Source organism: Acuticoccus sp. MNP-M23 (genome assembly GCF_031195445.1).
Taxonomy (GTDB): domain Bacteria; phylum Pseudomonadota; class Alphaproteobacteria; order Rhizobiales; family Amorphaceae; genus Acuticoccus.
On the sequence record NZ_CP133480.1, the window covers coordinates 3,013,757 to 3,035,295 of the forward strand.

General features: G+C 66.5%; 18 protein-coding genes. 15 read left to right on the forward strand and 3 right to left on the reverse strand.

Going from position 1 to position 21,539, the window contains the following annotated elements:
- The first annotated feature begins 69 nt into the window (after positions 1 to 69).
- From rseP to lpxB, 7 genes are all read left to right on the forward strand, one after another.
- Positions 70 to 1,203 carry an RIP metalloprotease RseP gene (rseP, locus tag RDV64_RS13965; RefSeq protein WP_309195528.1) on the forward strand — a complete coding sequence of 378 codons (1,134 nt, stop codon included), beginning with the start codon at positions 70 to 72 and terminating at the stop codon, positions 1,201 to 1,203.
- A gap of 196 nt (positions 1,204 to 1,399) precedes the next feature.
- Positions 1,400 to 3,694, forward strand: coding sequence for an outer membrane protein assembly factor BamA (gene bamA / locus RDV64_RS13970; RefSeq protein WP_309195529.1), 2,295 nt, complete (start codon positions 1,400 to 1,402; stop codon positions 3,692 to 3,694).
- A gap of 78 nt (positions 3,695 to 3,772) precedes the next feature.
- On the forward strand, positions 3,773 to 4,822 hold the full coding sequence (gene lpxD, locus RDV64_RS13975) for a UDP-3-O-(3-hydroxymyristoyl)glucosamine N-acyltransferase (RefSeq protein WP_309195530.1): 1,050 nt from the start codon (positions 3,773 to 3,775) through the stop codon (positions 4,820 to 4,822).
- A 78-nt stretch (positions 4,823 to 4,900) separates the two neighbouring features.
- Positions 4,901 to 5,353, forward strand: coding sequence for a 3-hydroxyacyl-ACP dehydratase FabZ (fabZ, locus tag RDV64_RS13980; protein ID WP_309195531.1), 453 nt, complete (start codon positions 4,901 to 4,903; stop codon positions 5,351 to 5,353).
- A 2-nt stretch (positions 5,354 to 5,355) separates the two neighbouring features.
- The gene (lpxA, locus tag RDV64_RS13985) at positions 5,356 to 6,189 is read left to right on the forward strand and encodes an acyl-ACP--UDP-N-acetylglucosamine O-acyltransferase (RefSeq protein WP_309195532.1); all 834 of its coding nucleotides are present in this window, start codon (positions 5,356 to 5,358) and stop codon (positions 6,187 to 6,189) included.
- Positions 6,182 to 7,057, forward strand: a complete 876-nt coding sequence (locus tag RDV64_RS13990; protein WP_309195533.1) for a UDP-2,3-diacylglucosamine diphosphatase LpxI domain-containing protein — start codon at positions 6,182 to 6,184, stop codon at positions 7,055 to 7,057. Before lpxA ends, RDV64_RS13990 begins: the two co-directional genes overlap by 8 nt.
- Positions 7,054 to 8,187, forward strand: coding sequence for a lipid-A-disaccharide synthase (gene lpxB / locus RDV64_RS13995; protein ID WP_309195534.1), 1,134 nt, complete (start codon positions 7,054 to 7,056; stop codon positions 8,185 to 8,187). The genes RDV64_RS13990 and lpxB overlap by 4 nt, the downstream gene beginning before the upstream one ends.
- Positions 8,188 to 8,190: 3 nt before the next feature.
- Here lpxB and RDV64_RS14000 read toward each other — a convergent pair whose 3' ends face one another.
- Entirely contained in the window at positions 8,191 to 10,263 is a 2,073-nt protein-coding gene (locus RDV64_RS14000; protein ID WP_309195535.1) for a ComEC/Rec2 family competence protein, read from the reverse strand.
- Between the two features lie 97 nt (positions 10,264 to 10,360).
- Here RDV64_RS14000 and gltX point away from each other — a divergent pair, with 97 nt between their 5' ends.
- Positions 10,361 to 11,788, forward strand: coding sequence for a glutamate--tRNA ligase (gene gltX, locus RDV64_RS14005; RefSeq protein WP_309195536.1), 1,428 nt, complete (start codon positions 10,361 to 10,363; stop codon positions 11,786 to 11,788).
- Here the strand turns inward: gltX and RDV64_RS14010 are convergent.
- Positions 11,776 to 13,014, reverse strand: coding sequence for an MFS transporter (locus RDV64_RS14010; protein WP_309195537.1), 1,239 nt, complete (start codon positions 13,012 to 13,014; stop codon positions 11,776 to 11,778). The two genes, gltX and RDV64_RS14010, sit on opposite strands and share 13 nt — an antisense overlap.
- Positions 13,015 to 13,219: 205 nt before the next feature.
- Here RDV64_RS14010 and gltA point away from each other — a divergent pair, with 205 nt between their 5' ends.
- From gltA to RDV64_RS14045, 7 genes are all read left to right on the forward strand, one after another.
- Positions 13,220 to 14,518 (forward strand): citrate synthase, encoded by a 1,299-nt coding sequence (gltA, locus tag RDV64_RS14015; protein WP_375143829.1) that lies wholly within the window; start codon positions 13,220 to 13,222, stop codon positions 14,516 to 14,518.
- A 198-nt stretch (positions 14,519 to 14,716) separates the two neighbouring features.
- The gene (locus RDV64_RS14020; protein WP_309195539.1) at positions 14,717 to 16,339 is read left to right on the forward strand and encodes a long-chain fatty acid--CoA ligase; all 1,623 of its coding nucleotides are present in this window, start codon (positions 14,717 to 14,719) and stop codon (positions 16,337 to 16,339) included.
- A gap of 3 nt (positions 16,340 to 16,342) precedes the next feature.
- Positions 16,343 to 17,158: an SDR family oxidoreductase gene (locus tag RDV64_RS14025; RefSeq protein ID WP_309195540.1), complete on the forward strand. Its 816-nt coding sequence runs from the start codon at positions 16,343 to 16,345 to the stop codon at positions 17,156 to 17,158.
- Complete coding sequence (locus tag RDV64_RS14030; protein WP_309195541.1) at positions 17,155 to 17,604, forward strand: MaoC family dehydratase; 450 nt, start codon at positions 17,155 to 17,157, stop codon at positions 17,602 to 17,604. The genes RDV64_RS14025 and RDV64_RS14030 overlap by 4 nt, the downstream gene beginning before the upstream one ends.
- On the forward strand, positions 17,604 to 18,806 hold the full coding sequence (locus tag RDV64_RS14035; protein ID WP_309195542.1) for an acetyl-CoA C-acyltransferase: 1,203 nt from the start codon (positions 17,604 to 17,606) through the stop codon (positions 18,804 to 18,806). Before RDV64_RS14030 ends, RDV64_RS14035 begins: the two co-directional genes overlap by 1 nt.
- Positions 18,806 to 19,024: a hypothetical protein gene (locus tag RDV64_RS14040; RefSeq protein ID WP_309195543.1), complete on the forward strand. Its 219-nt coding sequence runs from the start codon at positions 18,806 to 18,808 to the stop codon at positions 19,022 to 19,024. Before RDV64_RS14035 ends, RDV64_RS14040 begins: the two co-directional genes overlap by 1 nt.
- A complete protein-coding gene (locus RDV64_RS14045; protein ID WP_309195544.1) occupies positions 19,021 to 20,049 on the forward strand; it encodes a phosphotransferase family protein in 1,029 nt (342 codons plus the stop codon). Before RDV64_RS14040 ends, RDV64_RS14045 begins: the two co-directional genes overlap by 4 nt.
- 13 nt (positions 20,050 to 20,062) lie before the next feature.
- On the opposite strand, the gene RDV64_RS14050 is transcribed toward RDV64_RS14045, so the two are convergent.
- The gene (locus tag RDV64_RS14050) at positions 20,063 to 21,496 is read right to left on the reverse strand and encodes a calcium-binding protein (RefSeq protein WP_309195545.1); all 1,434 of its coding nucleotides are present in this window, start codon (positions 21,494 to 21,496) and stop codon (positions 20,063 to 20,065) included.
- Between the last annotated feature and the right edge of the window lie 43 nt (positions 21,497 to 21,539).

A 21,539-nucleotide genomic window follows, 5' to 3' on the forward strand; every position in this document is an offset into this window, starting at 1 on the left:
GCGATGAACAACGCGCGTCGTGAAACGAATCAGTCAATATTCCGGCGCGTGTAATTGGAAGGATCTTCGATGGACTACATCCTGTCGCTCGGCTCGAACGTTGCAAGCTACGCGCTGCCGTTCCTGTTTGTGCTCGGGCTCATCATCTTCGTCCACGAAATGGGTCACTTTCTGGTGGCGCGCTGGTGCGGGGTGGCGGTGGATGCCTTCTCCATCGGGTTCGGGCCGGAACTTTTCGGTTGGAACGACCGCTACAACACCCGCTGGAAGCTCTCCGTCGTGCCCCTGGGCGGCTACGTGAAGTTTGCCGGTGACGAGAATGCCGCCAGCGTTCCCGACCGGGACGCGCTGTCAGGCATGAGCGAAGCGGAGCGCAAGACGAGCTTCTTCCTCAAGCCCCTGTGGCAGCGCGCTGCCATTGTTGCGGCCGGGCCCGTCGCCAACTTCATTCTCGCGATTGCAATCTTTGCGATCTATTTCTCGATCAACGGCCGGCCGATGGCGGATGCCATGGTTTCCTCCGTCCAGCCTGACAGTCCGGCCGCAGCCGCCGGCTTCGAGCCGGGCGACGTGATTGTCGCCATCGACGGCGACAAGGTCGCCAGCTTTTCCGCTGTGCAGCGGGTCGTCGCCAGCGCCGCCGGAGAGACGCTGACCTTCACCGTCACCCGCGGCGGCGAATCGGTAGACCTCGTTGCAACGCCCGAACAGCGCGAGCTGACGGACCCGTTCGGCAATCCCTACGCGCAGGGTGTCCTCGGCGTGCAGCGGGACGTGGGTGCTGAAGGCATCCCTCGCGAAAAGCTCGGCCCCTTCAGCGCAATTGCCGCCGGAGTGGATGAAACCCTTTATATTACAAAGCGCACCGTCGAGGTCGTGGGCGGTATCATCACCGGCACGCAGTCGGCCAATCAGCTGGGCGGACCGCTCCGCGTGGCGCAGGTTTCCGGCGAAGTGGCGTCGATTTCGTTCAGCGCACTGTTCAGTCTGGCCGCAATGCTGTCGGTCTCGATCGGTCTCATTAACCTGATGCCGATCCCGATGCTCGACGGCGGCCACCTGCTTTTCTACGCAATCGAGGGGCTGCGCGGGCGTCCCTTGTCGGAGCGGGCGCAGGATGTGGGATTTCGCATCGGGCTCGGTCTGGTGTTGCTGTTAATGGGTTTCGCCACTTTCAACGACATCGTTCACCTTACCTCGTAACGGAGCGTGGCATAGGCGCAACGGTGCCTTCCGAAACAGGCCTGAAGAGGGGGGTATCGCCTTGTTCTACCGGCCCGAGGCGAGCATAGCTGGAGGCAGACCGCACATGCGGCGGTTGGAAGTAAAGCGAGGCTATGTCCCGATCATGTTGTTCCGTCCGGGTCCAATGATGCGAACCACCCTCAAGGCGATGGCCATGGCCGTTGCCGTCATGGGGATTGCAATCGCGCTCGCCGCTCCATCCTTCGCCGCAGTGGCGAGCCGGATTGCAGTGGAAGGCAATGCGCGTGTCGACGATGAAACCGTCCGCGCCTACCTCACCATCCGTCCTGGCGCCTCCTATGGGGCAGGTGCCATCGACGACAGCATCGCGGCGCTGTTCGCCACGGGCCTGTTCGAGGATGTGACCATCACGTCGTCGGGCAGCACGCTGGTGGTCCGCGTCGTCGAGAACCCGGTGATCAGCCGCGTATCGTTCGAAGGCAACAGGCGCATCTCCGACGAGCTTCTCGAAGCCGCAACGCAAAGCCGGGCCCGCGCGATCTTCAACCGCGCCACGGTCCAGAGCGATGTGCAGCGTATCCTGCAGGCCTATCGCAGCCGCGGCAGCTACCTTGCCAGCGTCGAGCCGAAGACCATCGACCGCGGCGAAAACCGCGTCGACCTGGTGTTCGACATCACCGAAGGCGTGAAGACCACGGTCGGCCGCATTGCCTTCATCGGCAACCGCGCATTCTCCGACAGCCGCCTGCGCGACCTGATCAAGACGAAGGAAAGCGGCCTGCTTGGCTTCATCCGCTCGTCCGACACCTACGATCCGGCCCGCCTCGTCTCCGACCAGGACGCGCTGCGTCGCTTCTACTTCAACCGCGGCTTTGCCGACTTCCGCATCATTGCCGCCACGGCGGACTATGACCGCGAGCGCAACCAGTTCTTCATCACCTTCACCATCGACGAAGGCGAGCGTTACGAATTTGGTGAAGTGCGGGTGGAAACCACGCTGGCCGATGTTGACCCCGATCAGCTCCGCCGCCGCGTTGCGACCCGTCCCGGCCGCCGTTATTCCGCCGAGAAGATCGAGGAATCCCTCGAAACGCTGACCCTTGAAGCCAACCGTGACGGCTATCCTTTCGCCGAAGTGGTCCCGGCGGGCGAGCGCAACTTCGAAGCCGGCACCATCGACGTGGTGTACCGGGTCGACCAGGGCGTGCAGGCCTACATCGAGCGCATCGACATTCTGGGCAACACCACAACGCGTGACTACGTGATCCGCCGCGAGTTCGACCTGTCCGAGGGCGATGCGTTCAACCGCATCCTGCTCGACCGCGCCGAGCGCCGGCTCAACAGCCTCGGCTTCTTCGAGACCGTCCAGATCACCACGTCGCAGGGGTCTTCGCCCGACCGCGTTATCGTGACCGTGCTCGTGGAAGAGAAATCCACCGGCAAGGTGACCTTCGGTGTCGGCTACTCCACGCAGTCCGGCATTGTCGGCGACGTGACGGTCGAGGAAGCGAACTTCCTGGGTCGCGGCCAGTACGTTAAGGCATCGATCGGCGGTGGCACCCAGAGCCAGACGGCGGAGTTCTCCTTCACCGAGCCGTTCCTGTTCGGTCGCCGTCTCGCCGGCGGGTTCGACATCTACCACCTGCGCTACGACTCCACCGACAGCCAGCCCTACGACACGGTGACCACCGGCGGCACGCTGCGCCTGACGGTGCCGCTCACCGAGGACTTCTCCACGCAGTTCTTCTACAAGATCTTCAACCGTGACGTGGACGTCGACAACGGCTGTAACCGCCGCAACCCGACCCTTTCTCTCGCCGTCTGCGACAGCCAGGGCTCGCGTCTGACCTCGATGATCGGCAACTCGCTGGTCTACAACACGCTGGACAACCAGCTTCAGCCCCGCGAAGGCATCTACGCCAACTGGACCAACGAAGTTGCCGGTCTCGGCGGCGACGCGAAGTTCTACCGGACCGAAGCGAAGGCCCGTTACTACCAGGAAGTCCTGCCGGCATTCGGCGTGGTTGGCCTGCTCTCCGTCTCCGGCGGTGCGATGCAGTCGTTCGACAACAACCTCCAGGTTCAGGACCAGTTCTTCCTGGGTGGCGCCAACCTGCGCGGCTTCGAGAGTGCCGGTGTCGGTCCGCGTGATCGTGTCACCGGTGAAGCACTCGGCGGTCGCTACTACGTGGCAGCCACGGCCGAAGCGACCTTCCCGATCCCGTTCCTGCCGCCTGAAATCGGCCTCAACGGTGCGGTGTTCGCGGATGCCGGTTCGCTCTGGGGCGTCGATCCGGACATCGTGCGGCGCAACGGCGGCTCGGCCACCGTGGTCTCCAACGATTTCGACCTGCGCGCATCGGGCGGTGTCGGCATCCTCTGGAACTCGCCTTTCGGCCCGATCCGTGCCGACTTTGCAGTGCCCTTCCTCGAGCAGGAGGTGGACCGGACGCAGGTCTTCCGTCTCTCCGGCGGCACGCAGTTCTGATCCAGCCCACAATGGGCTAAACAGGGACGCGCCCCACCGGGCGCGTCCTTTTTCATTTTAACGAACGGCAAGATTTGCATGACGAGCGGCTTCTTCCCCCCCGCAGAGCCACAGACCCTCGGCACCATCGCAGACGCCGTCGGCGCCAAGGTCGACCCTGCGGCGCGCGACCGGATCATGTCCGACCTCAAGGGCCTGGACGAAGCGGGCCCTGAGCACATCTCGTTTTTGCGCGATGGGAAAATGCGCAAGGCGGCCCGAGAGAGCAAAGCCGGCGCCGTTTTCTGCGATGCCCGCTTTGCCGGCGAACTTGGCGAGAACGCCGTGGCGCTGATCACGCCATACCCCGCGAACGCCTTCGGTCTGGCGGCCGGGCTGTTCCATTCCTCGGCCATGCGCCCGCGCCCGCTCACCGCCCGTTCCGGCGGGGAGGTTGCGCCGACGGCGATCATCGAAGATCCGGACCTTCTGGAAGCCAACGTCATCGTCGAGCCGTTTGCGGTGGTGTCGCGCGGCGTCGAGATCGGTCGCGGCAGTGTGATCGGCGCCAACGTGGTCATCGGTCCGGGCTGCACCATCGGCCGCAACACGTCGATCGGCGCCAATTCCACCATCCAGTGCGCCCATATCGGTGACCGTGTGATCATCCACCCCGGCTGCCGCATCGGGCAGGACGGGTTCGGCCTCGCGCGCACGCCGAACGGCTACGTGAAGATCCCGCAGGTCCGCGCCGTGGTGATCCAGGACGATGTGGAGCTGGGCGCCAACGTCACCATCGACCGGGGCTCCCACCGCGACACGGTGATCGGCAAGGGCTCGAAGGTGGATAATCAGGTCCAGATCGGCCACAATGTGGTGATGGGGGTGCATTGTGTCATCGCCGGCTGCACGGGCGTATCCGGTTCCGTCACCATGGGCGACCATGTGACCCTCGGCGGGCATGTGGGCCTGCGCGACGGTATCTCGCTCGGGGATGGCTGTTCCGTTGCGGGTAAATCGGCGGTGGGTGAAGACATTCCTGCCGGAGCGCAGTATGCAGGGGCTCCAGCGTCCGACGCGCGCCGCTTTGTTGCCGAGCGAATGGCGATTGCACGGTTGATCCGCGGCGGGAGCGCTTCAAAAAGCTGACGTCCAGTCCTAGACTGGTGAAACGAGCAACAGAAAACGAAGTTGGTTGAGATGGACGGAGGGGACGGGCTCGCCGGGATGAGTAGAACGATTGAATCGGCGACCATTCGGGATATCTTGCGGTATCTGCCGCATCGCTACCCGTTCCTGATGATCGACCGGGTCATCGAGATCGACAGCGACAATTTCGGCATCGGCGTCAAGAACGTGTCCATCAACGAGCCGCAGTTCCAGGGGCACTTTCCCGCGGAACCGGTGATGCCGGGCGTCCTGCTGATCGAAGGCATGGCGCAGACGGCCGGTGTCCTGTGCGTCATCAGCCAGGAAGAGAGCACCTCGCCCTCGCTTGTCTACTTCATGACCATCGACAAGGCGAAGTTCCGCAAGCCTGTGGTTCCCGGCGATGTGGTGCACTACCGCATGACCAAGGAGCGCCAGCGCGGCAACGTGTGGCGCTTCCACGGTGAAGCCGTCGTCGATGGGCAGACCGTCGCGCAGGCCGACGTCAGCGCCATGATCGTGCGCGACTGATCTTGCCCATTCACCCAACGGCCTTCGTGGCACCGGGCGCAACGCTCGGTGAAGGCGTCACCATCGGACCCAACGCGGTTGTGGAAGCAGGCGTGGTTCTGGCCGATGGCGTCGTCCTCGGTCCGAACGTGGTCGTTTGCGGCAACACCACCATCGGCGCCGAGACCGTGCTGCACGCCGGCGTTATCGTCGGCGGTCCGCCGCAGGACCTCAGCTACGCCGGCGAAGACGTCAGCGTCGAAATCGGCGCCCGCAACATTCTGCGCGAGCATGTGACGGTCCATGCCGGCACCGCACGCGGCAAGACGAAAACCGTTGTGGGTGACGACTGCTACCTGATGGTCGGCGTCCACGTGGGCCACGACTGTGTCGTCGGCAATCACGTGATCCTGTCCAACAACGTGCTTCTGGCCGGCCACTGCCATCTGGGCGACTATGTGCTGATCGGCGGCGGTGCGGCGATTGTCCAGCGGGTGCGGATCGGGGCCTACGCGTTCATCAGCGGCCTCTCCGGCGTCACCAAGGACGTTGTGCCCTTTGCCTATGTCATCGGCCACCGCGGCCGGCTCGACAGCCTCAATCTCGTCGGGCTGAAGCGGCGCGGTTTTTCGCGCGAATCCATCCGCACGCTGCTTGCTGCATACGGCATGCTGTTTGTGGGCGATGCGCTGTTCCGCGAGCGGGTTGCCCGGCTTGACGCCGAGATGGGCGACGACCCGCTGGTGCGCACGATCCTCGATTTCATCGAGGCGGGGCGCAACCGGCCATTGCTTCAGCCCTTGCCGAAGGACCATGGCGGGGCTGCCGAAACGGATCTCCTCGAAGCCGGTGTCTGACCCGCGCGCCGCAGAGGTCACGACACCGCTCGCGATCATTGCCGGCGCGGGGGCATTGCCCTGGGAGGCGGCTCGCGCGGTTGCCCCCCGCCGCCCCGTCGTGGTCTTTGCCATCGACGGTGAGGCGGACGAGGCGCCGGACGGCATCGAAAGCCACCGCCTCGGCTATGGCGAGATCGGGCGCCTGCGCAAGATGATGATCGCCCGCAACACCATGGATCTTCTGTTCCTGGGCGCCATCCGCAAGCGGCCGGACTACAGCCGGATCCTCGGCGATTTCGAGACATTGAAGCTGGTGCCGAAAATCGTGCGCGCGGTGGTCGGCGGCGACGACACCATCGTGCGCAATGTGCTTGCCCTGTTCGAAGCGGAGGGGTTCCGCATTGTGGCTGTGGCGGATGCCGTTCCGGAGCTTCTGGCCCCGGCGGGCGTTCTGGGGCGCCATGCGCCGAGCGCCGCCCATCATGCCGACATTGCGCTTGGCGCTGCCTATCTGGACGCCACGGCCGTGTTTGACGTGGGGCAGGCGGTGATGGTGGCAGACGGGCGCGTCATTGCCGTGGAGGGGGCGGAGGGCACCGACGCCATGGTCGAGCGTTGCACGGACCTTCGGGCCGCCCGGCGGTTCCGCGCAAAGAAGGGCGCGGGCGTTCTCGTCAAGCGGGCCAAGCGGGGGCAGGACATGCGCGCCGATGTGCCGGTGGTGGGCGCCGGAACGCTGACCCGTGTGCTGGACGCCGGCTTCGGCGGCATCGCCATCGAGGCGGGCCGCACCATTCTGGCCGAACGCGACGCCATGCTGCAGCTTGCCGACCGGAAAGGCGCGTTCGTGATTGCGCTGGATGGTACCGCCGGGGCACCCGCTTGAAACCGCTGAAGGTTGCGATCTTTGCCGGCGAAGTGTCGGGCGATCACCTTGCCGGCGCGCTGATGGCTGCGATGAACCGGGCGCGCGGCATCCGTTGGCGCGGCGTTGGCGGTGACACGATGCTGGGCGAGGGGCTTGCCCCGGTGTTCGCGATGGAGGCCATCGAGGTCAACGGCTTCGATGCCATCGTCAAGCGCCTGCCGCACCTTCTGGCGCGCATTCGAGAGGCGGCCGACGCGGTGATTGCCGATCCGCCGGACGTTCTCGTCATTGTGGATGCACCTGAGTTCACCCACCGGGTTGCAAGGCGCGTGCGCCGCGCCCTGCCGCACCTTCCCATTGTCGATTTTGTGAGCCCCACCGTGTGGGCCTGGCGGCCGGGCCGCGCGCGGGCCATGCGCGCTTACGTGGATCTCGTGCTGGCGCTGTTTCCGTTCGAGCCGGCGGTGCACGCGAAGCTCGGCGGGCCGGCCTGCGTTTATGTGGGCCATCCGCTGTTCGAAGCGATGCAGCGGCCCGCGCCGCCGTCCGGCGAGGCGCTGCTGGTGCTGCCGGGAAGCCGGCGCGGGGAAATCGAGCGGCTGATGCCGGTGTTCGGCCAAGCGGCTGCGGCGGCGGCCGGGGAGCGCGAGATCCAGGTGCTGGCGGTGCCGCATCGGCGTGCGCAGATCGAGGCGCTTGCCGCGGACTGGCCGGTGGCACCGCGGATTGTCTCCGGCCCAAACGCCAAGGCCGAGACCTTTGGCGCGGCACGGGCGGCGCTGGCGGCATCCGGGACGGTGACGCTGGAGCTTGCAGCCGCGCGGGTGCCTATGGTCGTTGCCTATCGGCTCGACGGGATCGGCCGCCTCATCAAGGCGCTCCATCCGGTGCTGCCCATCGTCAAGGCGCCGTCCATGGTGCTGACCAACATCGTGATCGGCCGCAACGAGATCCCGGCATTTCTGGACGACGAAGGCACGCCGGAGGCGCTGGCCGCCGCACTGCGGCCGCTCCTTGCGGACGAGGCGGCCCGCATGGCCCAGCAAGCCACCTTCGATGCCTTCCATGGCGCGATGGCGGTGGACGGCTCACCCGGAGAGAATGCGGCGCGCGCCATCCTCGACTTTCTTGCGGCCCGCAGCGGCTGACCTTCAGTTGCGCTGCACCTCGGAGGGGACGTGCCAGGGGAGGGTCGGCCCGCCCGGTCGTTCGGCGCGCACTGTCCACCCCGCGCCAGTCTTCCAGGCGGCGAGCGAACCCTCGCGCGCCAGACGGCGACGGTCGATCACCAGGGCGGCCGGGCAGTGGGTGAGCCGGTCGCGCGAGACGACCACGGCGGCGCGGCGGCAATCCTCCATCGCGGCCAGCGGCGACCGGGGCACGGCCACCAGGCCGCCGGCAAAACGGAGCGTGCAGCCCGTGCCGTCGCAAAGCGCATCGACGGCGGCTTTGGGCGAGCGGGAGTCTGCGTTGGCGCGCAGCATCATTTCGCCGGCAAAGCTGCTGGTCTTCGGGCCGAGCGCCATGGTGCCGCCGTCGCCGCGCACGGCAATGCTGCGCCCGTCGTCGGCCACGAAAAGCGTTGCGGGCTGGCCTGCTGCTGCCACCATCAGCCCGGCGGCAATGGCCGCGGTGCCCAGGAGGCGCCACGGTGCGGTGAGCACGGCAAGCCACAGAAGGCCGCCGATCATCAGCACCGCGGCGGGTGCGGGGAGGGCGCCCACGGCGCCGCGATCACCGCTCCAGCGTGCCACGGTCTGCGCAATCATGGCGATCGCGTCCAGCGTGTGGCCCATCACCACAAGGGGCAGGTGCTCCAGCCCCAGCGGCATGGCAACCAGCGTGACGACGCCCGCGGGCATGGCGATGAGGCTGAGGAGCGGCATTGCTGCAAGGTTGGCCACCAGCCCCAGCGGCGCCATCCGGTGAAAATGGAAGACACCCGCCGGCAGTGTTGCAAGGCCGGCGATGAGCGATGTGGCGGCCAGCCCCAGCATGAACGCCAGCACCGGCTGCGACCAGACGCGGCTCCGCCGCCTCCCGCGTGAGCGCCACCACTCGTAGGCGCCCACCAGCGCCACCACGGCGGTGAATGACATCTGGAAGCCCGGCTCAAGGGCGCTGATGGGGTCCACGGCAATGAGGAGGGTCGCGGCAATGGCGACGGCGCGCATGGTGAGCGCCGGCCTGTCCGCGATGACGGCAAGGAGCGCCAGAAGGAGCATGATGTAGGCGCGCACGGTGGGCACCGCGCCGCCGGAGAGCGCCAGATAGATGGTGGCCGCCAGAAGTCCCGCCACCGCCGCCCACTTGCGGATGGGAAAGCGCAGCGCCAGCCCCGGCACAAGCGCCAGCCCGAGGCGCACGGCGGCAAACACGGACCCGGCCACCAGCGCCATGTGCAGGCCCGAAATGGCAAGAACGTGCCCGAGGCCGGATGCGCGAAGTGCCTCCACATTGTCATCGGTCATGAAGCCGCGTTCACCCACCAGAAGCGCCACCGCAAAGGCAGCGCCCGGCACGTCGGCCGCCATGATCCGCGAGGCGATGGTGTCCCGCACGGCAGCGATGCGGTTGAAGAGGCCGTCTTCGGGCGGGGCGAGAAGGGTCGGCTTGCCGTAGGTGAAGCCGGTTGCGCCGATCCCGTCGAAGTAGAGCCGCCGTGCGGGATCGTAGCCGCCCGGCATTGCCGGACCGCGCAAGGGGAAAAGCCGTGCCCCGGCCGAGACCGTCATGCCGACGGCAAGGGGGTCGGCGCCGCGCACCACAAGGCGCACCGCTTTCGGCCACGGCGCGCGAAGATCGGCGCCGGTGAGGGCCAGAACGATCCGCTGGCGCTTTTCCATCCGGTCCACCGCGCGGATGATGCCGGTGAGGTTGGCGCTGGTTGTGCGCATGAGCATGGGTGTGCCCACACGGCTGTTCTGCACGGCGAGCGATGTTGCCCCCGCCGCAATGGCCGCCAGCGCCAGCGCCAGCGGGGCAAGGGGCGCCGTCAGCGGCAGGCGGCCCGCGGCCAGCCGCACACCGAACAGGGTGAGCGCGCAAGCCCCCAGCGGCACGGGGGCCATAGGGAGGTGCCCCGCCACGCAAAGCCATATGCCGACAATGGCAAGCGCGGGCAGCAGGAGCGGGAAACGCCCGTGGTCGATCTCGCGGGCTATTGCGGCGCGCAGCGCGCGGCCCGGCGCCCACTGCCCTTGCGCGGAAACCACCAGAGACACGGGCAAGTCCTCCTTTTTCGCGCCCGCCGGGTCGACGGGTGGGCCGGCGCTCGGCTAGACGATGGGTTTGCCGCGTCCCAACACTAGCGTGTATCACATGGAAACTAAACCCAAGGTCGTAACGCGGTTCGCACCGTCGCCCACCGGCTTCCTGCACATTGGCGGGGCGCGCACTGCGCTCTTCAACTGGCTTTATGCCCGTCACCACGGCGGCGCGATGGCGTTGCGGATCGAGGACACCGACCGCGCCCGCTCCACGCCCGAAGCCATCGACGCCATTCTGGACGGTCTGAGGTGGCTTGGCATCGAAGGAGATGACGCGCCGCTGTTCCAGTCCGCTCGCGCGGACCGGCACCGGGAGGTTGCGGAAACGCTGCTCGCCTCCGGCAACGCCTACCGCTGCTACACCTCCGCCGCCGAGCTGACCGAAATGCGCGAGCGCGCCGCCGCCGAAGGCCGCCCGCCGCGCTATGACGGCCGCTGGCGGGACCGCGACCCCTCCGAGGCACCCGAGGGCGTCGATCCGGTGGTCCGGCTGAAAGCGCCGATCGAGGGCGAAACGGTGATCGAGGATGGCGTGCAGGGCACTGTCCGCTTCGCCAACAAGGACCTTGATGACCTCGTGATCCTTCGCTCGGACGGTTCGCCGACCTACATGCTGGCCGTTGTGGTGGACGACCACGACATGGGCGTCACCCACATCATCCGCGGTGACGACCACCTCACCAACGCGGCGCGGCAGACGCTGATCTTCAAGGCCCTCGGATGGGACGTGCCGGCAATGTCGCACATTCCGCTGATCCACGGACCGGACGGGGCAAAGCTGTCCAAGCGCCACGGTGCGCTCGGCGTCGATGCCTACCGCGCGATGGGGTATCTGCCCGAGGCCCTGCGCAACTATCTCGTCCGCCTCGGCTGGTCGCATGGCGATGACGAGTTCTTCACCACCGAACAGATGATCGAGTTGTTCGGCCTTGATGCGGTCGGCCGCTCACCGGCGCGGTTCGACTTCGTGAAGCTCGAAAACATGAACGGTCAGTACATGCGGGCCGCAACGCCCGAGCGACTGCGCGAGGCGCTGGACCCGGTGATCGATGCGCAGGAGGATCCCGCCGCCGTGCGCGCGGCCCTGGCCGCGGGCGCCGAGGAACCGCTGAGAATGCTGATTCCCGGCCTTGCGGAGCGCGCCAAGACGCTTGTGGAGCTGCTGGACAACGCCCGCTTCCTGTTTGCGCCGCGCCCGCTGGCGTTGGACGCAAAGGCAGAAAAGCTGTTGTCGGACGAGGGCAAGGCGCATCTGGCGGCGCTCCATCCACGCTTCGCCGCGCTCCCCGAGTGGACGGTGGAGAGCACCGACGCTGCCGTGCGCGCCTACGCCGAGGAGGCCGGCGCCAAGCTTGGCAAAGTGGCGCAGCCGCTGCGGGCGGCGCTGACGGGCACCACCACCTCGCCCGGCATTTTCGATGTGCTGGCCGCGCTGGGCCGTGACGAGGCGCTCGCCCGGATTGCCGATCAGGCGGCCTGAGCGGCGACCCGTGCCGGCAGCTCCGCGCGCAGCCGCGGGGCGACCACGGCAAACAGCAACGACATCGCAAGGCAGTAGGCGCTCATGAACAGCGCCTGCTGCGGGAAATTGACGCCAGCGTCGATGATGTAGCCGGTGATGCCGGGGCCGATGGCGGTGGCGGCGACCATCGAGGCGCTGAGGATCGCCTTCACGCTGCCGATGGAGCGCGTGCCGTAGAGCGTCGGCCACAGTGCGCCCATCATGGTGACGGCAATGCCCTGGCTCATGGCAATGCCGATGAGGACGATGAACCAGATCCACACCCCGCCGGGGAGGGCGAGCGCGGCAACGCCGACGCCGAGCGGCAGCACCATGAACGGCAGCACCCGCGTCGGCCCGATCCGGTCGATCACCGAGCCGGCCGTCAGCGAGCTGACGACGGAAATTGCGGCATAGACGGGGAAGGCGAGGGCCATCACCCGAAGGTCGAAGTTGTGGACGGCGGCGATGTGAACCTGATGGAACATAGCGCAGGTGCCGATGAACGGGGCGGCAAGAACCCCCGGCAACAGCGCATAGAATGCCCAGTGGCGCAGAACCTCTCCGCGGGTCCAGTGCCGCCCGCCCATGCCAACGGCGCTGTCACCCCCGCCCTCGTTTTGTGGCGTGCGCCCCTGCCGCAACAGGATGAATGCCACCGGCAGCACCACAAACCCGACGAAAGCCGCCGCAAACCCCCACACCGTGCGCCAGTCGCCGACGGACTGGATCTGCACGGCCACGAAGGGAAACAGCGCTTCGCCGAGCGGAAAGCCGAGGACGGTGATCGCAACCGCCCGCGCCCTGTTGGCGGCGAACCAGCGGGCCATTGCCGTCATCGACAACAACCCCATCATGCCCTGGCCGCAAAAGCGCAGGCCATAGATGGCAAGGCCCAGCATGATGATGGAATTGGCGTTCATCATCAAAAGGGCGGCAAGGGCGTAGATCACGAAAACGATGACGGCGAGGCGGACGAGGGCAACCGTGTCGGCAAAGCGGCCAATGAGGATCAATGTTGCGGCCGACATGATGGTCGCGACCGTGTAGATCCCGCCCCACTCGCCATTCGAGAGGCCGAATTCGGCCCTGATTCCGCCGGCCGACAGGGCGATGAAATAGGTCTGGCCGAAGGACGATGCGAAGTTGAGGAGAAGCCCGGTGCTGAGCCACCACGCATTTTTGCGGTAGAAATTTATTGCCATTTCAGCAGCCTACAGGCGCCGGAGCTGCCGCGAAACTGTCATCGGCGCATGGCCACCATGCCGCAGAGGCTTGAAGGGGGTTGCCCCATCCAGTAAGCGCATGGTCGAACATTCTGAATGCGGCATGAGTGCGGGACGCTGGGCGGCGCCCGAAGGGTGTCGCCCTCACAAGCAGAATTGCCATCAGACCTGAACGGAGCCGATGATGACCAACGACCTCAAAGCGCAATTTGCCATCGGAGCCGATACGGTCGACTACGACGTCATGCATGGGTCGGAAGGCCCGAGCGTTATCAATATCGGGTCCTTCTACAAGGACACCGGGATGTTCACGTTCGATCCGGGGTTCACCTCCACCGCCTCCTGCGAATCCAAGATCACCTACATCGACGGTGACAAGGGCGTTCTCCTGTACCGCGGATATCCCATCGAGCAGCTGGCCGAACAGGGCGATTTCCTCGAAACCTGCTATCTCCTGCTTTACGGCGAACTGCCGACGTTCCAGCAGAAGCAGGACTTCGTCAGCCGTGTGACCTACCACACGATGATCCATGAGCAGATGAACCGCTTCTACGCCGGCTTCCGCCGCGACGCGCACCCGATGGCCGTTATGGTCGGCTGCGTTGGCGCGCTGTCTGCGTTCTATCACGACTCCACCGACATTCATGATCCCAACCAGCGGATGATCGCGTCCGTCCGCATGATCGCCAAGATGCCGACCATCGCGGCATGGGCCTACAAATACTCGATCGGCCAGCCGTTCGTGTACCCGCGCAACGACCTCGACTTCTCGGCCAACTTCCTGCGCATGTGCTTCTCGGTACCGTGCGAGGACTATGAGGCGAACCCCGTTCTCGCCCGCGCAATGGACCGGATCTTCATCCTCCACGCCGACCACGAGCAGAACGCTTCCACCTCCACCGTGCGGCTTGCCGGTTCCTCGGGCGCCAACCCGTTCGCCTGCATTGCGGCCGGCATTGCCTGCCTCTGGGGCCCGGCCCACGGCGGCGCCAACGAGGCGGCGCTCAAGATGCTGGAAGAGATCGGCACCGTGGACAAGATCCCCGAATACGTCGAGCGCGCCAAGGACAAGAACGACCCGTTCCGCCTGATGGGCTTCGGCCACCGGGTCTACAAGAACTACGACCCGCGCGCGAAAATCATGCAGAAGACCTGCCACGAAGTGCTGGCCGAGCTTGGCATGAAGGACGATCCGCTGCTGGAAGTTGCGATGGAGCTGGAGCGGATCGCGCTGTCGGACGAGTATTTCATCGAAAAGAAGCTCTACCCCAACATCGACTTCTATTCAGGCATCACCCTGCGCGCGCTCGGCTTCCCGACCGACATGTTCACCGTCCTCTTCGCGCTCGCCCGCACCGTCGGCTGGATCGCGCAGTGGAAGGAAATGGTCGAGGACCCCGGCCAGAAGATCGGCCGCCCGCGCCAGCTCTACACCGGCGCTAAAAATCGCGACTACACGCCCATCGCCCAGCGCACCAGCTGAGGCGGTCCGGCCCTTGCGGGCCGGCCATCTGCACCAGAAAATGGCCGTCGCCCTGCAAGGGGTGGCGGCCTTTTGCGTGTCCGCCCCCTTGCCGTCAGCGGGGGGACGGGTTCGGCAGGCGCGGTAAAAAGAGTTGCGATCATTTTGCCGGTGCCTACGCTCTCTCCCAATGGCCGAAAAGTGCCGGGAGAAAACGCCATGCTTGGGCTGATGATGGATCGCCCGCTCAGGATCATCGACATTCTGGCGTACGGCGCGGACACGTTCGGTAATGCCGAGATCGTTTCGGCAAATGCGGACGGCACGCCGGACCGGATCCGCTACGATGCGGTGTTCGGCCGGGTCGCAAGGCTGGCTCACGGGCTGAAGGCGATGGGGATCGGCGAGGGCGACCGGGTTGCAACGCTCGCCTTCAACAGTGCGCGGCACTTCGAGCTTTATTACGCGATCTCCGGCATCGGAGCGGTCTGCCACACCATCAACCCGCGCCTTGCGCCGGACGAGATCGCGTACATCGTCAGCCACGCCGAGGACAGGGCGGTGTTTGCGGACCCTGCGCTGGTGCCGCTGGCGCGTGACATACTGGAGAAAGCGAGCAGCCAAGCTCCCATCGTCGCGCTGTGCGCCGCTGCCGACTGTCCCGGCGAGGCGGAGGCGTTCGAAGACCTTCTGACCGGCCGGCCGGATGCGTTCGACTGGCCGCTGCTGCCCGAAAACACTGCTGCCGGGCTCTGCTACACCTCAGGCACGACGGGCAGGCCCAAGGGCGCGCTCTACACCCACCGCTCCACTGTCCTCCATGCGCTCAGCGTCTCCAATGCCATGCGCGATGCGCTGCGCGAAGGGCGCAAGGTGCTGCCGGCGGTGCCGCTCTTCCACGTCAACGCATGGGGGCTGCCTTACGCGGCGCCGCTCACCGGCGCGTCGCTGGTGATGCCGGGCGCGGCGCTCGACGGGGCAAGCCTCTTTCGCCTGATGGATCGCGAGGGGGTCTATTCGGCCTGGGGCGTTCCCACCATCTGGCTTGGACTTCTGGCCGAGATTGAGCGGCAGGGACGGATACCGGCAAGGCTGGGCGATATCACCGTCGGCGGATCAGCAGCGCCCCCTGCCATGACGGCGCGGTTCGAGGCGCTCGGCGTCAACGTCTGCCACGCCTGGGGCATGACCGAGATGAGCCCCGTGGGCACCCAGAGCAACCAGCGCCCGCCGCGCACCGATGCGGAGCGCGAGGCGCAGCTTGTCCGCAAGGCCAAGCAGGGCCGCCGCCTGTTCGGCGTGGAGCTGAAGATTGTCGACGAAGCCGGCAACCGCCTGCCGCACGACGGGACTGCCGTGGGCGCGCTCTACACCCGCGGCAACGCGGTGGTGCGTGACTACTACCGGGCCGAGCCCGGCACCTGCCAGCTGGACGCAGAGGGCTGGTTCCCCACCGGCGATCTGGCCTCCATCGACCCCGAGGGCTTCCTCGCCATCTCCGACCGCACCAAGGACATGATCAAGTCCGGCGGGGAGTGGATTTCGTCCATCGACCTTGAAAACGCGGCCATGTCTCATCCCGCCATCAAGGTCTGCGCGGTCGTTGCGGTGCCGCACCCAAGGTGGGACGAGCGGCCGCTTCTGATTGTCGTGCCCGTCGCGGACGAGCCGTCCGCGAGTGACATTCTGGACTGGCTGGCCCCGCATTTTGCCAGGTGGCAGTTGCCGGACGATGTGGTCTTTGTGGAGGCTTTGCCGCTGACGGCAACGGGCAAGGTCTCCAAGCGTACGCTCCGGCAGCAATTTGCGGGTCATGTGCTGCCCGGCGTGGAAACGGTGTAGGCGATGGTGTTAGCTTTGTTCGACGTGACGGGAAAGACCGCGCTGGTCACAGGCGGGGCAACCGGGGTTGGCGCCATGGCCGCCGCCGGCCTTGTTCATGGCGGTGCGCGGGTGCTCATCGCAAGCCGCAACGGTGAGGCGTGCGCCGAAGCTGCGGCAGAGCTCTCTGCCGAAGGGCCGGGCACGGCGGAAGGCTTTGCCGGCGATGTTTCCACCGCAGACGGCGTTGCCGCGCTTTCAGCCGAGGTGCAGGCGCGCGCCCCTGCGCTCGACATTCTGGTCAACAATGCGGGGCGAAGCTGGGGGGCGCCGCTCGGCGCCTTCCCGCACGAGGCCTGGGACAAGGTTATGAGCCTCAACGTTGCGGGGCTTTTTTCGCTGACGCAGGCGCTTTTGCCGGCGCTCGAAAACGCGGCGAGCGCTGCGGACCCGGCGCGTGTCGTCAACATCGGCTCGGTGATGGGCGAAACAGCGCTGGGCGATGGCGCCTACAGCTATGCCGCCTCCAAGGCCGCCGTCCATCATCTCACACGCATCCTCGCCAAGGAGCTTGCTGCGCGGCACATCACCGTCAACGCGCTGGCACCGGGCCCGTTCGTATCGAAGATGACGGCGTTTGCCACCGGCGACGAAGCCACCCGCGCCAAGGTGGGCGCGCAGGTGCCGCTGGGCCGCGTTGGCGCGCCTGACGATATTGCGGCGGCACTGCTTTACCTTTGCGGCCGCGGCGGCAGCTACGTGACCGGCGCCATCCTGCCGGTATCCGGCGGCATCAACGTGGAAACCGGGCCGCCGATCTTCAGGGCAGCGGGCGCATGATTGCCGGCCTTGCGGTGGGCGACCGGCACGTTTCGCGCTGGTTCGCCATGGATAGAGCCCGCATCGAAGCCTTTGCCGAGGTGACCGAGGACCGGCAGTGGATTCATCTGGACGCCGAACGCGCGGCGCAATCTCCCTTCGGCGGGCAGATCGCCCATGGTTTTCTTACCCTCGGGATGCTCTCGGCCATGGCGTATGATGCGCTCGGCTTCGGCGACGGTGACGATTTCAGCATCAATTACGGCTTCGATCGGGTGCGCTTCGTATCGCCGGTGCCTGCCGGATCGCGGCTGCGCGGCGTGTTCGTGCTGGCCGAGCGGATGCCGGGGGCCGGCCACGTGACCCTTGCCCTCGATGTGACCATGGAGCTTGAGGGCGCCGCGCGCCCCGCCCTTGTGGCGCGCTGGCAGATCCGCCTCATGACGACCGAACCGGAGCCACGCTGATGCGCGAAGCATTGATTGTTGCAACGGCGCGCACGCCGATCGGCAAGGCCTTTCGCGGCGCCTTCAACGACACGCAGGCGCAGACGCTGGGGGGGCACGCCGTTGCCCACGCTGTGCGCCGCGCCGGTGTGGACCCTGCCGAGGTTGAGGACTGCATCATCGGCGCGGCCATCCAGGAGGGGTCGACCAGCTACAATGTCGGCCGTCAGGTGGCGATTGCCGCAGGATTGCCGGACACGGTGGCCGGCATGTCGGTGGACCGGCAGTGCGCGTCCGGCCTCATGGCCATTGCCATCGCAGCCCGGCAGATCGTGCACGACGGGATGGCAATTGCCGTGGGCGGTGGGCTGGAATCCATCAGCCTGACCCAGAACGCCCATCGCAACACCTTTCGCGACCGCGACCCGGTGGTGACGGCGCACTGCCCGGCCTTCTACCTGTCGATGCTGGAAACCGCCGAAGTGGTGGCCGAACGCACCGGCATCTCCCGTCAGGCACAGGATGCTTACGCGCTCTGGTCCCAGCAGCGCACGGCGGATGCGCAGGCGGCCGGCCGTTTCGATGCCGAGATCGTGCCACTCACCACCACCATGCAGGTGACGGATCGTGCCACGGGGGAGGTGTCCGCCCGCGAAATCACGCTGGACGCGGACGAGGGCAACCGGCCGCAGACCACCCTTGAGGGCCTTGCCGCGCTGAAGCCGGTGTTTTCCGGCGGCATGACCATCAAAACCGGTCATTTCATCACCGCCGGCAACGCCAGCCAGCTTTCCGACGGCGCGGCCGCATCGGTGCTGATGGAAGCGGGGGAGGCGGCCCGGCGGGGGCTTGCGCCGCTCGGCCGGTTTGCAGGCATGGCGGTTGCCGGTTGCGCGCCGGAGACCATGGGGCTGGGGCCGGTCCACGCTGTCCCCCGGCTTCTGGCGCAGCACGGCCTTTCGGTCGCCGATGTGGGGCTCTGGGAACTGAACGAGGCGTTTGCAGTGCAGGTGCTGGCCTGCCGCGACCAGCTCGGCATCCCCGACGAGCGGCTCAATGTCAGCGGCGGGGCCATTGCGGTCGGCCATCCCTATGGCATGTCGGGGGCGAGGATGGTGGGTCATGCGCTTTTGGAGGGGAGGCGGCGCGGTGTGCGATGGGTTGTGGTTACCATGTGCGTTGGCGGGGGCATGGGAGCCGCCGGGCTCTTCGAGGTGCTGTGATGGAGGGGTTGCAGGCCCCGCTTTGGAACCTGCGCATTGCGGCAGTGGCGGCGCCATTCGCGGTGAACCAGATCGTCCACCGGACCAACACGCGGCTGATGCGCGACATCGAGATCGGCGAGCGCTGGAAGGGGCCCGTCCGCAAGGCCTTGGCCAGGGGCGCCGATGGGCTGATTGCCGTGATGGCCCGACGTCTTGCCGCAGACGGCCCGTCATGAGTGCTGGGCAAGCGCTCGATCTGGACGCGGTCGCGCGCTGGCTGCGGACCGTGATGCCGGACCTTGGCGGTCCGCTGACGGCGGAGAAATTTGCCGACGGGCAGTCCAACCCCACCTTCCGCATCGATGCCGGGGGGCGCCGGCTTGTTCTTCGCCGCAAGCCGCCGGGGCCGTTGTTGAAGTCCGCCCATGCGGTGGAGCGCGAGTTCCGGGTTCAGCAGGCGCTGGCGGGGCGCGGGGTGCCGGTGCCGCGGATGATTGCGCTTTGCGAGGACGAAGCGGTCATCGGCACGGCGTTCTACGTGATGGCGCATGTGGACGGTGTGACGCATGACGACCCGCGCCTGCCCGGACTGTCGCCGCAGGCACGCGGTGCCATCGGGCTGGAAATGGCGCGGGTGCTCGCCGCAATCCACAAGGTCGACATCGACGCTGCCGGCCTTGGAGACTATGGCCGGCCCGGCAATTATTATGCCCGCCAGATCGAGCGGTGGACCCGCCAATACCGGGCCAGCGAAACCGAGACCATTGATGCCATGGAAGCGCTGATCCACTGGCTGCCCGCGCATATGCCGCCGGATGATGGCCGCATCAGCCTCGTCCACGGCGACTACCGGCTCGACAACCTGCTCTTTGCGCCAGGCGGCACGAACTGCGTGGCGGTGCTCGACTGGGAGCTGTCCACCATCGGCCACCCCTTTGCTGACCTTGCCGCGCTGTTGATGCAGTGGCGCCTGCCGCCGGGCCGGCAGGGCCGGGGCCTTGCGGGGGTCGACCGGGCGGCAGGGGGGCTTGTATCCGACGCGGATTTCGTTGCCGCGTACTGCGCCGATGCCGGTATTGAAACCATGCCCGACCTCGGCTTCCATCTGGCCTTCTGCTTCTTCCGCATGGCGGCGATTTTGCAGGGCGTGAAGAAACGCGGGCTGGAAGGCAACGCCTCAAACCCCGAGCGCGCCGCCGAACTGGGCAAGGCCGTGCCGCTTTATGCCGAAGGCGGCGCGGACGCTGCCGGGGCGGGTTGAACGTCAGACTTGCTCAGAACAGAAAATCGGATGCGGCGAGTTCGTCGGTGCCAACGCCTGCGACAATGATGTTGCCCTCGCCGGTGACGAGCTTTGCGCTCTCTGCCCCGTCGGTGACGATGCGAAGCGCGGCAAAGTCGGTGCCGATCCCGGTGAGGTCGATCTTGTCGATACCACGCTCGAAATCGGTGATCCGGTCAAACGCGCCATGGGACAGGCCGAACACGAAATGGTCCGCGCCAGTGCCGCCGGTGAGGAGATCGTCGCGACCGGTGCCGCCCTCCAGCGTGTCGTTGCCCAGACCGCCATTCAGGACATCCGTATTGGCTCCGCCGAGGAGAAGATCGTCGCCGCTCTCGCCGTCGAGGGTGTCGTTGTGCCGGCCGCCGTCGAGGGTATCGTTGTCGGTGCCGCCAAACATGAGGTCGTGGCCGGCGCCGCCGATGAGGAGGTCTGCGTTGGCATCCCCGCGCAGGGTGTCGTTGCCCCTGCCGCCGTCCAGGGTATCGTTGCCCCATTCGCCGCGCAGCGAGTCGGCGGCCTGATCGCCAGACAGGGAATCGTTGCCCGAATTGCCGTTCAGAATGTCCGAACTGCGGCCGCCGATGAGGGTGTCGTCGTCGGTAAGGCCGAACAGCGTATCGGCGCCGACGCCGCCAACTATGCTGTCGTCACCATTGTCACCGAAGCAGAGATCCGGACCGTCGCCGGCGATCAGCGTGTCGTTGCCGTTGCCACCGTGGATCTGGTCGAGACCCGAGCCGCCCTCGATGCTGTCGTCGCCGGTCCCGCCATCGGCCTTGTCATTGTGGGCGCCGAGGATGATGAGATCGTCGCCGCCATAGCCGCGCACATCGTCCTTGCCGTCCCGGCCGTAGACCGTGTCATCGAAGCCGCCGCCAAACACGCGGTCGGCGCCGAGGCCGCAGTCGATCAGGTTGAAGCCGCCGCCGCCGCTGATGGCGTCGTTGCCATCCTCGCCGAACAGCAGGTCGTCGCCGTCATCGCCCTGGATGATGTCGCTGCCGGTACCGCCACAGATTGAATCGTCGCCATCGTCGCCGAACAGGAGATCGATACCATCCTCACCGCAGATCGTGTCGTCTCCACCGCCGCCAAGAATGCTGTCCACCGCGGCGCCGCCCATGATGACGTCGTCATCGCCCAGCGTTCCGTTCGCGATATCGCCATAGATCGTGTCCCGGCCGAGGCCGCCGGTCAACGTGTCGAGGCCGAACCCGCCAACGATGGAATCCATCCGGTTTCCGCCGTCGATCAGGTCGTTGCCGTCGTTTCCGTAGAGGATATCGTCACCGCTGTTGCCATAGACCACATCGTTGCCGATGTAGCCCATGATGGTGTCTTCGCCGCCGCCGCCGTCCAGCGTGTCGTCGCCATCTTCGCCGGTGATGAGCTCGGGCAGGTTGGTGCCGGTGAACGTCAGCATTGCAGTTAACACTCCCCTTAAGGTTGTTTAAACAGCCTTAAGG